The sequence below is a fragment of the Bifidobacterium scardovii JCM 12489 = DSM 13734 genome (genome assembly GCF_001042635.1).
Taxonomy (GTDB): domain Bacteria; phylum Actinomycetota; class Actinomycetes; order Actinomycetales; family Bifidobacteriaceae; genus Bifidobacterium; species Bifidobacterium scardovii.
In genome coordinates this window covers 1,900,766-1,913,710 of the sequence record NZ_AP012331.1, presented here as the reverse complement: position 1 = coordinate 1,913,710, position 12,945 = coordinate 1,900,766, and the positions used below count along the sequence as shown (strand labels likewise).

9 protein-coding genes are annotated in these 12,945 nt (G+C 65.5%); 7 read left to right on the top strand and 2 right to left on the bottom strand.

What is annotated here, in order from left to right:
• Positions 1-47: 47 nt before the first annotated feature.
• Positions 48-557 (top strand): hypothetical protein, encoded by a 510-nt coding sequence (locus BBSC_RS07980; RefSeq protein WP_033520028.1) that lies wholly within the window; start codon positions 48-50, stop codon positions 555-557.
• Here the strand turns inward: BBSC_RS07980 and BBSC_RS07975 are convergent.
• A complete protein-coding gene (locus tag BBSC_RS07975; RefSeq protein WP_033520032.1) occupies positions 529-1,392 on the bottom strand; it encodes a helix-turn-helix transcriptional regulator in 864 nt (287 codons plus the stop codon). The two genes, BBSC_RS07980 and BBSC_RS07975, sit on opposite strands and share 29 nt — an antisense overlap.
• Positions 1,393-1,740: 348 nt before the next feature.
• Between BBSC_RS07975 and BBSC_RS07970 the strand changes: the two genes are divergently transcribed.
• The 5 genes from BBSC_RS07970 to BBSC_RS07950 all read left to right on the top strand — a co-directional run bounded on the left by BBSC_RS07970 (position 1,741) and on the right by BBSC_RS07950 (position 9,063).
• Positions 1,741-3,996, top strand: a complete 2,256-nt coding sequence (locus tag BBSC_RS07970) for an alpha-galactosidase (protein WP_034535476.1) — start codon at positions 1,741-1,743, stop codon at positions 3,994-3,996.
• Positions 3,997-4,073: 77 nt separating this feature from the next.
• The gene (locus tag BBSC_RS07965) at positions 4,074-5,531 is read left to right on the top strand and encodes an L-serine ammonia-lyase (RefSeq protein WP_033520070.1); all 1,458 of its coding nucleotides are present in this window, start codon (positions 4,074-4,076) and stop codon (positions 5,529-5,531) included.
• Positions 5,532-5,650: 119 nt separating this feature from the next.
• The gene (locus BBSC_RS07960) at positions 5,651-6,166 is read left to right on the top strand and encodes a helix-turn-helix domain-containing protein (RefSeq protein ID WP_033520085.1); all 516 of its coding nucleotides are present in this window, start codon (positions 5,651-5,653) and stop codon (positions 6,164-6,166) included.
• The gene (locus tag BBSC_RS07955; RefSeq protein ID WP_081893131.1) at positions 6,166-7,020 is read left to right on the top strand and encodes an IS3 family transposase; all 855 of its coding nucleotides are present in this window, start codon (positions 6,166-6,168) and stop codon (positions 7,018-7,020) included. The genes BBSC_RS07960 and BBSC_RS07955 overlap by 1 nt, the downstream gene beginning before the upstream one ends.
• 234 nt (positions 7,021-7,254) lie before the next feature.
• Positions 7,255-9,063 carry a CocE/NonD family hydrolase gene (locus BBSC_RS07950; RefSeq protein ID WP_051923198.1) on the top strand — a complete coding sequence of 603 codons (1,809 nt, stop codon included), beginning with the start codon at positions 7,255-7,257 and terminating at the stop codon, positions 9,061-9,063.
• Positions 9,064-9,136: 73 nt separating this feature from the next.
• On the opposite strand, the gene BBSC_RS07945 is transcribed toward BBSC_RS07950, so the two are convergent.
• Complete coding sequence (locus BBSC_RS07945; protein WP_034535445.1) at positions 9,137-10,762, bottom strand: peptide ABC transporter substrate-binding protein; 1,626 nt, start codon at positions 10,760-10,762, stop codon at positions 9,137-9,139.
• A 295-nt stretch (positions 10,763-11,057) separates the two neighbouring features.
• Between BBSC_RS07945 and BBSC_RS07940 the strand changes: the two genes are divergently transcribed.
• Positions 11,058-12,686, top strand: coding sequence for a peptide ABC transporter substrate-binding protein (locus BBSC_RS07940; protein WP_081892945.1), 1,629 nt, complete (start codon positions 11,058-11,060; stop codon positions 12,684-12,686).
• Positions 12,687-12,945: the final 259 nt, after the last annotated feature.

Here is a 12,945-nt window from a genome sequence, read left to right as displayed (position 1 = left end):
AGAGCAGTGCTGGTCAGAACGAAATCAGAAGTACGGATCACCGGGGCGTGGCGAAGCGCCTCATCCTGCTCGCCGCGGTGCTGTGCATCGCGGCATGCGCGGTCTATTACGTGGCGGTCCCGGTGAGGATACACGCCAGCGGCGTTGCCCGACGGGTGGATGGCGCGGCTGGCGATGCGTCGTATTCGCTCGACGTGCGCGCCTCGTGCCCGCGGTGGTTCAGGAATGATGAGGGGCGTGCGAGCGTCACCGTCGGCATGCGCGCGGACGGCGGCGCACCCGCCGAAACGGTCACGGCGGATCCGGCCCATGTCCTTGTCGGCGTGGGCGACATCGCATACTCCATCGCCGGAATGTATTATGACGCATCCGAGAACGGATACAAGCCGTTGACCGTGGACGTCTATGACGACAGGGTCGAGGTCGGCATCGGCGACGTCGGCGACTTCGTGATCGACGGGCGGCCCGGCTGCGCGGGTGGCTTGTCCCGAGATCATGGGGTCGTGGCCGCGGGCGGGAACGCGCGGCTCACGCGTTGTTGTAGTGGCGCATGGTGAAGCTGGTGCGGTAGCGGGTGGGGGTCAGGCCGGTGTGCTGTTTGAAGACGCGCATGAAGTACTTCGCGTCGTTGTAGCCGCTGGCCTCGGCCACCTGCTGCACGCTCATCGACGTGGACAGCAGCAGCTCCTCGGCGCGCTCGATGCGGATCTTCGAGATCTGCGTGGTGATGCTGATGCCGAAATGCTGCTTGTAGATGGTCGACAGGTAGCTGGGGGAGTAGTTGAACTGGTCGGCGATCTGGTTGACCGAAATGTCCTCGAAGGCGTTGATGCGGATCCACTCGTGCACCTTCTGCAGCACATGGCGCTCGCGCTGGTCGTTGTCGGCCGTGGCCGCGCGGTTGTTGAGCGAGACCACCTCGTAGAGCAGGCAGGTGGTGAAGTAGTCGCAGTACGAGCTCGGCTCGGGATAGCTCATCTGGTAGATGTCGAGCAGCTGGTTGAACATGATCGTCAGCCGGTCGGTGTCCATCTGCGAGCTGGACAGCGGCAGCATCAGCGTGCGGTCCCCGTAGGCCGAGGGCGTGCCGTCCGTGGCGCCGGACCGCCGCCAGTGGCGGATGCGGAAATGCACCCAGAAGAACTCCAGGGTGTCGGTCAGGTAGCCGGTGCCCTCATGCGGGGTCTGCGGCGGGATGATCGCGATGTCGCAGCCGCCGATGCGCAGGTCGTCGGCGCCGACGCGCAGCGGCAGGATGCCGCGCTTGACGAAGATCAGCTCGAAGCTGTCCAGTATGCGATGCTCGTGGATCCACCCGGGAGTGCCGATGAACTGGCCGGCCGATTCGAACGAGATGTCGGCCTCCGGCAGATCCGCGACAATCGTTGACATGAACACCCCCCCGATTTCCTCGATGGACATGGTAACACCGCTGAATTCATGGTAAGTGATGGCCCCGAACTGCACACTCTCCTGATTCTCGGAAAAAGTGAACTTTTCCTTCGGGGTCGCGGCATGCGCACTCCGGGCGCACTCCGGGCGCGCGCCGGCCGAACGCAACACGATCCGACACATCGGCCCGATATGCTGGAAACGGCATGGGGCGAAGGGCGAGCCGCACCCGCCGCGATACCGTAGTTTTCTCCACCGAATCGAACGGTTGCGCGGCACGCGGAACCCCCGCCCCGCAATATGCTGGTGTATATCGGACGACTTACCGTGAAGGGAAGGCGGGCGGCAATGACGATTGCCTTTCTGGAATCATCGCTGCAGTTCCATCTGCGCAACAACGCGATCAGCTACGTGTTCCGCGTGCTCGAAGGCGGCGAGCTGAACCACCTGTACTTCGGCTCCCGCCTGCGCGACGACGGGCCGCTGACCGACCTGCAGGAGATCCTGTTCCGTGACATGCTCAGCGTCAGCGACGACCGCGGCATGCTGTCGCTCGAACAGATCCGCCAGGAATACCCGGTGACCGGCTCCGGCGACCTGCGCCCGTGCGCGCTGACCGTATGCGACGAGCGCGGATCGCATGTGGCCCGCCTGACCTACGCCGGCCACACCATCATCAACGGCAAGCCGCCGCTGCAGGGGCTGCCCTCCACCTACGTGGAGGACACGGGCGAGGCCCAGACGCTGGAGATCATCCTGCGCGACGACAAGCTGGGACTGCAGGCGGCCCTGCAGTACACGATCTTCGAGGACCTGCCGGTGATCACGCGCAGCGTGCGTCTCGACAACGTCGGTCCCCATCATCTCGCCGTCGATTCGGCGTACAGCGCGTCCCTCGACCTGCCGGACGCGGACTGGGACATGATCACGCTGAGCAACGCGTGGTCGCGGGAGAGCGAGGCGGAGCGCGTGCCGCTGCGCACCGGCGGGCAGGGCGTGTCCAGCCTGGACGGTCGCAGCAGCAAGCACGCCGGCCCCTTCGTGATGCTCACGCGCCCCGGCGCCGACGAGACGCACGGCGAGGCCATCGGCGTGAGCTTGGCCTACAGCGGCAACTTCGACATCGGCGTGAACGTGAGCTCGCTGGGCGGCGTCCGCCTGCGCGCCGGCATCAACCCCGAATTGTTCCGATGGAGGCTGGAGCCGGGCGAATCCTTCCAGACGCCCGAGGCGCTGATCGTCCACTCCGACCAGGGGCTCGGCGCGCTGAGCCGGACCTTCCACACGCTGCTGCGCACGCGCATGGCGCGCGGCCCGTGGCGCGACCGCCGCAGGCCGGTGGCGCTCAACACCTACGAGGCGCTGTACATGAACGTGGACGAGCGCAACGTCATGGAACTGGCCGACCAGGCGGCCGACCTCGGCATGGAGCTGGTGGTGGTGGACGACGGCTGGTTCGGCCAGCGCGACTGGGACGACGCCTCGATCGGCGATTGGGCCGCCCATCCGGTCAAATTCCCGCGCGGGCTCAAGCCGGTGGCCGACCATGTCCACGGGCTTGGCCTGAAGTTCGGCCTGTGGTTCGAGCCGGAGATGGTCAACGCCGACTCCGACCTGTACCGCGCCCATCCCGACTGGGTGCTCGGCGACGCGACGTACGAGCTGAGCATCGGCCGGCACCAGTACGTGCTCGACCTGACCAGGCCCGAGGTGCGCGACCATATCGTCGAGGCGCTCTCCGCGGTGATCGGCGGCAACGACGTGGACTACGTCAAATGGAACATGAACCGCTCGCTGTCCGAGGTGTTCTCCGCGGCCTGGCCGGCCGAGGCGCAGGGCGAGATCTACCACCGCTACGTGCTCGGGTACTACGATCTGATGTCGCGGCTGCTCGAGCGGTTCCCCGAGCTGCTCATCGAGGCCGGTTCGGGCGGCGGCGCCCGGCTCGACCCGGCCGTGCTCGCGTTCTCGCCGCAGCATTGGATCTCCGAGGACACCGACGCCATGGAGCGCGTGAAGATCCAGTACGGCACGTCGTACGCCTACCCGCTGTCGGTGATGTCGAACCATGTGACGCCGGTGCCCAACGCGCAGACCGGGCGCGTCGCCTCGCTCAAGACGCGCGGCGACGTGGCGCTGTTCGGCGTGTTCGGCTACGAGCTCGACCCGCGTTCGCTCGACGGGGAGGACCGGCGGCTGATCCGCGAGCAGATCGCGCTGAGCAAGGAGTACTCGGAGCTGCTGCGCTGCGGCGACTTCTACCGGCTGCTCGACCCGTTCCGCGCGAACAGCGCGTTCGCCCCGGCCGACGCCGCGTGGGTCGTCGTGTCGCGCAATCGGCGCGAGGCCCTGGTCGGCTACTACCGCACGCGCGTCGGCGTCAACGTGCCGGTGCGCTATCTGCGGCTCGCCGGCCTCGACGAGCGCGTGCGGTACGCGGTCGACGAGATCGGCTTCGACGTGGAGCGAAGGCCGCGCTACGGCGACGAGCTGGAACGCGTCGGCCTGGCGCTGATCGACGGATCCAACTGCCAGCTGCACCCGCGCGTGCCGCTCGGCGACAACCTGTCGCGCATCTTCCACCTGCACGCGCTGGACGAATAGGCGGCCGGCGGGACGGCGGACAGGAATATATAGACGTATCAGACATAAGACGGTAATCATTAAGGAGCGCAATCACGATGTTCAGCATCATCGACATGTTCAAGGTCGGCGTCGGCCCCAGCTCGTCCCACACGGTCGGGCCGATGGTCGCCGCCCAGGCGTTCGCGGCCTCGTTGGACCGCAACGGCCTGCTCGAACGGGTGGCCCGCGTGCGCACCACGCTGTATGGGTCGCTGTCCATGACCGGCATCGGCCACGGCACCGACCGGGCCGCCGTCGCCGGGCTGGAGGGCAATCTGCCGGCCACGGTGGACACCGATCATATGATGACCATCAAGCAGGAGTGCGAGCGCACCGGCAGGCTCATGCTCGACGGCAAGCACGAGATCGAGTTCGACTACGAGCATGACGTGGTGTTCGAGCTGTGGCAGCGCATGGCCGCCCACCCCAACGGCATGCGTTTCCAAGCCTTCGACGTCCAGGGCAACCTCGTCGACGAGCAGGTGTGGTATTCGATCGGCGGCGGCTTCGTGCGCAAGGGGCACCCGGACGACCTGATGATCGGCATCCACGACCGCCCGCCGGCAGGCTCGTCGTTCGCGGACGAGGAGGCCGAATCGTCCATCGACTTCGGACCGCAGGTGCCCTACAATTTCACGTCCGGCGCCGAACTGATGCGCATCTGCAAGGAGCATGGCATGTCCATCGCCGATGTGGTATGGGCCAACGAGACGGCGATGCGCCCGGCCGACGCGGTGCGCGCCGATCTGCTGCGCATCTGGAAGGTGATGAGCGATTGCGTGCACAACGGGTGCACCAGCACGCAGACCACGCTGCCCGGCGGGCTCGACGTGCCGCGCCGCGCGCCGAAGATGTACCGCCGCCTGTCCGGCAACGGCGACGTGCTCAACCGGGCGCACCGCGCCGACGAGGTGCTGGAGGAGTCGGACTCCGCGTGGGTGAACCTGTTCGCGCTGGCCGTCAACGAGGAGAACGCCGGCGGCGGCCGCATCGTGACCGCGCCGACCAACGGCGCGTCGGGCATCATCCCGGCCGTGCTGCACTACTACTGGCATTTCGTCGATTCGGCCGACGAGGACGGCGTCGTGCGCTTCCTGCTCACGGCCGGCGCGATCGGCTACCTGTTCAAGCGCAACGCCTCGATCTCCGGCGCCGAGGTCGGCTGCCAGGGCGAGGTCGGCACGGCCTGCTCCATGGCGGCCGGCGGCCTGTGCGCGGTGATGGGCGGCACACCCGAGCAGGTGGAGAACGCCGCGGAGATCGGCATCGAGCACAATCTGGGCCTCACCTGCGACCCGGTCGGCGGCCTGGTGCAGATCCCGTGCATCGAGCGCAACGCGATGGGCGCGAACACGGCGATCAACGCGGTGCGCATCGCGATGCTCGGCGACGGCTCGCACATCGTCACGCTCGACCAGGCGATCAAGACGATGAAGGACACCGGCGAGGACATGATGTCCAAGTACAAGGAGACCTCAAAGGGAGGCCTCGCCGTCAACGTCGTCGAATGCTGAGGCGGGCGGCATGACACGGCGATGATTCGTTGATGATTGCCGGCTCCCCCCACAGTGAACTGCACCCTGATTGTTGGACTGGAGTAATTCATGTTTGATGATTGGAGGTGTGGTTTTCTGTGTGTGCAGATCGCAGGCGTCGGTATGATGATGCTTTCAGGTGTTCGGTGGCCGCCCTGTTTGGTGAGGGGTTGGGTTACAAGGCCGCGGCGCGTCGGGTTGGCATGCCGGTGATGACCGCGAAGAAATGGTCGCTGGCGTATCGGGTCGGCGGACGGGAGGCGCTTATGGCGAAACGCGGGGGCAACAGGAGCTATGACTGGGACACGAAGGTCGCGGCCGCGCGCGATCACGTGGACCGGGGAGTGGCGAAGTCCGTGGTGATGGAGCGGTACGCGATCGCGTGCGTCACGACGTTGGAGGCCTGGTGTCGTGCGTACCGGGCCGGCGGGGCCGAGGCGCTCAGACCGGGACGCAGGGGCAGGCCCAGGGGATCGGGGCCGAGGCCGGAGCCGGATCCGACGCCCGAGGGGGCGTTGCGGGAGGAGAACGAGTTCTTGCGGGCGAGGGTCGCATACCTGGAAAAAGCATTGGCCCTGCCGGCCTCGAGATCACCAACCGGGAGAAAACGGTGATCGTTTCGGCGCTGGCGGGGCTTGGCCATCCGCTTCCGCTCCTGCTGAGGGCCGCGGGACTGGCGAGGAGCACGTACTACTACCACCGGTCCCATCCCGAGCGGGTCACCAGGCCCGACATCGAGCCGTTGGTCGATGAGGTGTTCCACCGCACGCCCAACGGGTGCGGGCACCGGCAGGTGCGCATGTGCCTCGTGAACGAGTTCGGCGTGACGGTGAGCTCCAAGAGCGTGCTCAAGGTCATGCGCCGCATGGGCCTGGAGTGCGTCATACGCCGGCCGAACCCCCACCGCGGGTACAGCTCCTATCGGGGCGAGGCGGGCGCGAAGCCGCCGAACCTGCTGGAACGCGACTTCGCGGCCGACGCCCCGTGGGTGAAGCTGGGCACGGACGTCACCGAGTTCAGGGTCGCCGGCGGCAAGGCGTACCTCGCGCCCGTGTACGACATGGGCTCGAAGGAGATCGTCGCCTGGGACGTGAGCCGTCATCCCGATCTGGCCCAGCAGAAGCGCATGCTGGCCATGCTCGAGACCCGTCTTCCCGAAGGCGTGTCCCCGATCCTGCACTCGGACATGGGCTGGCAGTACCAGCACTCCTGGTGGCGGGCCCGCCTGGAGGAACTGGGCATCCGCCAGTCGATGAGCCGCAAGGGCAACTGCCTGGACAACGCCGCGACCGAGCAGGTGTTCGGCCACCTCAAGGACGAGTTCTGCATCGGGCGCGAGTTCGCCTCCTTCGAGGAATTCAGGACCGGGCTGGACGCGTACATCGTCCACTGGAACACCAAACGACGCCAGGCGAGACTCGAGGGACGCACCCCGGAGGAATTCCGCAACACGTTCCCCACCGCTTGACCGGGTACCCTATAAATAAACCACGTCCAACAAATGGGGCACAGTTCACAGAGGGGAGCCGGACATATAGGTGCAGGCGGATTCGCAACGCGGCGCATTGATGGCGCCACCGTCCGCCAGCGGCGAAGAATCCTCCACCGCAGCGGGGATGCGTGCACTTGCATGTCCCGCCGATGCGGATATCGTGGCAGCAACACCGAATCACGGTGCATCGGCGCAACCTGAGGGGCACATATGAGTGATGAGCAGTATTCCTACGAGAATGCCATCCGCGAATTCGTATACATCGAACTGCCGTTCGACGGCGATGCCGACGGGCGCAAGGACCTGGTCCGCGCGGACATCATCCGCCCGCGCGAGCTGGACGGCGTCGCGCGCATCCCGGCGATCATGGATCCGAGCCCGTACTACGAGCTGTACGACCGCCACGGAGAGAAGTCGGAGTACTCGCACCCGGAGGACAAGTGGAACAGCCCGCTCAAGAAGTTCCCGTTCTTCTACGACAACTACTTCGTGCCGCGCGGCTATGCGATGATCCTGCTGAGCACCTCGGGCACGGCGCTGTCCGAGGGCTTCTGCGACATCGGCGGCCCCAAGGACGTGGCCTCGGCCAACGCCGTGGTCGACTGGCTCAACGGCCGCGCCAAGGGCTACGTGACCCGCGACCGGCGCACGCCCGACAACGAGATGAAGGCCGACTGGGCCTCCGGTCTGGTCGGCGCGATCGGCAAGTCCTACGACGGCTCCGTGCCCAACGGCATGGCCGCCACCGGCATCGAGGGCCTGAAGACCATCGTGCCGATCTCCGCGATCTCCAGCCAGTACGACTGGTACCACCCGCAGGGCGCGCTCCTGAACGGCGACGACGCGGACGGCGGCTGGTGGGAGCCCGACAACTTCGCGGCCAGCCTGCAGTCGGCCGCCGAGGGGCGCCTGCAGCGCTTCAACACCAAGGGCGGCTGGCAGAGGCTGCACGACGGCTCCGACAAGGAGTTCCGCCGCTACAACGAGTTCTGGGCCGAGCGCGACTACCGCTCGCACGTCAAGGACTTCAAGGCGAGCGTGTTCATCGTGCACGGCGTCAACGACCTCAACGTGATGATGAACCAGGTGAACGGCTACTGGAAGGCGCTGGGGGAGTGCGGCGTGCCGCGCAAGATCTGGCTGCACCAGTACGCGCACGACGATCCGTTCGACGTGCGCCACGACGCCTGGGTCGCCACGCTCGAACGCTGGTTCGACTACTGGCTCAAGGGCGTCGACAACGGGATCATGGACGAGCCGGAAGCCTGCGTCGAGGACATCGACGGCAACTGGAAGAGCTATGCGAGCTGGCCGGTGCCGGGTGCCGCCGACCACACCTTCGCGGTGCGCGGCGGCGAGGACGCCCGGCTGGGCGAACTGGCCGAAACGGACGATGCCGGCGCCGCTGCGGACAAGTCCGGCGAACCCGCCAACGTCGCCTCCGTCAAGGGCGCCCGCGTGCATGAGCTGCTCGCCGCGGCCCAGTCGGACAAGGCGCACGACGACCGGCTGCTGTACGTGTCCACGCCGCTCGAGCGCGACTGGCACATCTCCGGCACGCCGCATGTCACGATGCGCGTCAAGGCCTCGGCGCCCGACACCAACCTGTGCGCCTCGCTGATCGAATACGGCGAGGGCAACTACGTGCAGGTGAGCGAGGACATCCACGCGCTGGTCGAACTCAAGGAGAAGCGGCCTGCCGTCGGCGGCTCCAGCGACGACGACAAGGCCTCGTACGCGGTATGCGTGCCGCGCAAGTCGCACGAGATGCAGAACATGGTGACCCGCGGCTGGATCGCCACCGCGCACAAGGACTCCTTCGACGAGTTCACGCCGACGCCGGCGGACCAGTGGTACGAGATCGGCTTCGACCTGCTCGCCACCGACTGGATCGTGCGCGCCGGGCACCGGCTGGCGCTCGCGATCTACAACAACTCGCAGCGCCTCGCCGCCGTGCCGCTGAGCGATTTCGACGTGGACCTCGATTCGGTGAGACTGACGATCCCCTTCGCGCAGTGAGGTTTTGTCTATAAACGCAATTGGCTCCCCTCAGCGAGGGGAGCCAGACTTATTTTTATCGGGGTTCAGCGCATCACTGCTTGGTGAGCTCGTGGAAGACGGGGACGCCGTTCCAGTTCGGCTCGGCGTGCTTCACGTTCTTGCCGAACACGGCGTACGCGTTGGAGTTGTACAGCGGGATGCCGGGCAGGTCGTTGAGCAGGATCTCCTCGGCCTGCTGGTAGTACTTGTTGGCCTCGTCCACGCTGGAGGCCTTGGCGGCCTCGTCGAGCAGGGCGTCGAACTTCGGGTTCTTGTAGTCGCCGTCGTTCGCGCCGTGGCCGTCGGCCGCGCTGGTCGCGTAGATCGGGGCCAGGTAGTTCTCGATAGTCGGGTAGTCGGCCTGCCAGCCGCCCTTGACGCCGCCCTTGAGCTGGCGCTTGGTGACCTCGTCGCGGAACTCCTGGAATGTCGGCACCGGGTTGGTGGCCGCGTCGATGCCCAGGTTGTTCTTCAGCTGGTTCGCCATCGCGTCGTACAGCGACTTGGCGTCGCCGTCGGCGTTGTACGAGAGCGTGAAGGTGCCGGTGAACTTGGAGATCGCGTCGGCCTTGGCCCACAGCTCCTTGGCCTTCTTCGGGTTGTATTCGAGGTTCTCGCTGCCCTTGAGCTTGTCGGAGTGGCCGGAGATCGTCGGGGCCGCGAAGTCGGTGACCGGGGTGGCGGTGCCGGAGAGCACCTTCTCGGTGATCTGCTTGCGGTCAAGGGCCATCGAGATGGCCTGGCGGCGCAGCACGCCCTCCTCGCCGGTGAAGTGCTCGAGGTTGGAGGGGATGGCGAACGCGGCGATGCCGGAGCTGGCCTTGCTGTAGGAGTTCACCTTCGGGTCCTTGGTGAAGGTCTTCAGGGCCGAGGTCGGCACGTTCTGCGAGATGTCGAGGTTGCCGGACTGGATGTCGGCGTAGGAGGCGTTCGCCGCGGTGTAGATCTTGAAGTTAAGCCCGTCGTTCGCCGCCTTGAAGTTGCCGTTGTAGTCGGGGTTCTTCACCACCTGGATGCTGTCGTTGTGCTTCCACGACTTGAACTTGTACGGGCCGTTGCCGACCGGCTTCTCGCCGAAGGCCTTCGGGTCCTTGTAGAAGGACTCGGGCAGCGGGTAGTAGCCCGAATAGCCCAGGATCACCGGGAAGACCGAGTAGGGCTTGCTCAGCTCGATGGTGAAGTGGGTGTCGTCGATGACCTTCAGACCGGAGAGCTGCTCGTCGCCCTTGAGGCCGTCCTTCTGCAGGTCGTCGTAGCCCTTGATCATGGCGAGGTAGCTGGCGCACAGCTGGCCGTTCTTCAGGTTGGCGGTGTAGCTCCACGCCTTGGTGAAGGACTCGGAGGTCACGGGCGTGCCGTCGGTGAACTTCCAGCCCGACTTCAGGGTGACGTCGAACTTGGTGTTGTCGGAGTTCGGGGTGATCTTGTCGGCCACCTCGTTGACCGCGGTGCCGTCGGCCTTGAAGCCGACCAGGCCGGAGAACAGCACGTCGTTGACCTGTCCGCCGCCGGTCTCCAGGGTGTTGCCCGGAACCAGCGGATTTTGCGGTTCGGAAGCCGCAATGGAGATGATGTTGTCGGTGGCCGTCTTGGCGGCGTCGCCGCCTGTACTGCCGCATCCCGACAGCATGGTCGCCGCGGCAGCCGCGATGGCCCAAGGCCTGCGCGTGTTGCTCATGACATTCCTCTCTGGTATGTGTGCGCGGATGAGAAAGGGGGCTCACCGCTATGCGGTTCGCCCCCTTGCCCGTGTGTATCGAAGCATAAAGGGTCTCCTTGCGATTGCGTATGTTAACGTCCACATCGTGGTTCGGGCGTTACACGATGTGGGCCCATCCGTAAATGATCGGTAACACTTCCGGCCGCCGACGGTAACAATCGGGGAGTTGACTCTGAGTCCAACGAACGGGGGACCGCACTCCCGTCCGTTTTACTGAAGGGGAGGAGACCCTATGAACATCACAGGCAAACATATGGCAATGGCCACGGCGGCCGCGCTTTCGGTCGCCATGCTTCTGTCGGGCTGCGGCTCGACCGGCAAGGCCGGTGGATCCGGCTCCGGATCGGGCACGGCGAGCACCGTCATCTCCGTTTCGGCCTCGGAACCGCAGAACCCGCTGATTCCCGGCAACACGAACGAGACCGGCGGCGGCAACGTCATCGACATGCTGTTCTCCGGCCTGGTCGGCTTCAAGGCCGACGGCACCGCGGTCAACGAGGTGGCCGACAAGATCACCCCGAACTCCGACAACACCAAGTTCGACGTCACCCTGAAGTCGGGCTGGAAGTTCACCGACGGCACGCCCGTGACCTCCGAGTCCTTCACCAAGGCGTGGAGCTACACCGCCAATGCCAAGAACGCGCAGCTCAATTCGAGCTTCTTCTCCATGATCAAGGGCTACGACGACCTGCAGAAGGACGGCCTCAAGGGCGACGAGCAGCTCTCCGGCCTGACCGTCACCGACGACACCCACTTCAGCGTCGAACTGAACGAATCGAGCGCGGTCTTCCCGGTGATCCTGGGCTATTCGGGCTACTACCCGCTGCCCGAGTCCTTCTACAAGGACCCGAAGGCCTTCGGCGAGAGCCCGGTGAGCGACGGCCCGTACAAGTTCAAGTCGTGGAAGCACAACGCCGACATCGTGCTGGAGAAGAACCCGGACTACAACGGCAACTTCAAGGCAAAGAACGACGGGCTTGACTTCAAGATCTACACGTCGGCCGATTCGTCCTACGCGGACGTGCAGTCCGGCAACCTCGACGTGTCGGCGAACATCCCGCCCAGCGCGCTGAAGAGCTTCCAGAAGAACACCAAGATGAACAACTACAGCAAGGCCGGGTCCGGCACCGCGACCTTCACGATCCCGCAGTCGCTGGAGCACTTCGGCGGCGAGGAGGGCGTGCTGCGCCGCCAGGCCATCTCGATGGCCATCGACCGCAAGCAGATCACCGAGAAGGTGCTCAACAACACCGCCACGCCGGCCAAGGAGTTCAGCTCCCCGATGACCTCGGGCTACTCCGATTCGCTCAAGGGCAATGAGAACCTGACCTTCGACGCGGCCAAGGCCAAGGAGCTGTGGGCCAAGGCCGACGCGATCTCCAAGTTCACCGGCACCTTCACCATCGCGTACAACACCGACGGCGGCACCAAGCCGATCTACGACGCGGTGGTCAACCAGCTGAAGAACAACCTGGGCATCGACGCGGCCACCAACCCGGTGGCGACCTTCCAGGAGTTCCGCGCCGCGATCACCGACCGCACGATGAAGAGCGCGTTCCGCACCGGATGGCAGGCCGACTACCCGTCCATCGAGAACTACCTCAAGCCGATCTTCTCGTCGAGCGCGGCCGACGGTAAGGGCTCGAACGACGGTGACTACAAGAACCCGGCGTTCGACAAGCTGCTCGACGAGGCGGCCAAGGCCTCCGATCTGGACGCGGCCAACAAGCTGTACCAGCAGGCCGAGGAGATCCTGCTCAACGACCTGCCGGCCATCCCGCTGTACAACTCCAACGCCAACGCCGTGTTCGGCAAGAACGTGAAGAACGTCGAGCCGAACTGGAAGGGCGTCCCGGTCTTCTACGAGATCACCAAGGAGTAACCGGTAAATACAAAATAGGGCTCCCCTCGCTGAGGCTGGGCGTGAAGCAAACAGCGGAGCTGTTTGTAGGCGAAGGCGAGCGACAGTGAGCAGACAGATTGCGGCCGCAAGGCCGTCCTCAATTGCAGGACGAGCTGTCACGAAGTGACTGAGGGGAGCAGAGCCGGAACACCTGACAAAGGTGATTCCTCTGCTCCCCTCAGTCGCCTACGGCGACAGCTCCCCTCAGCGAGGGGAGCCAGTTGTGCTGTTTTGCGTA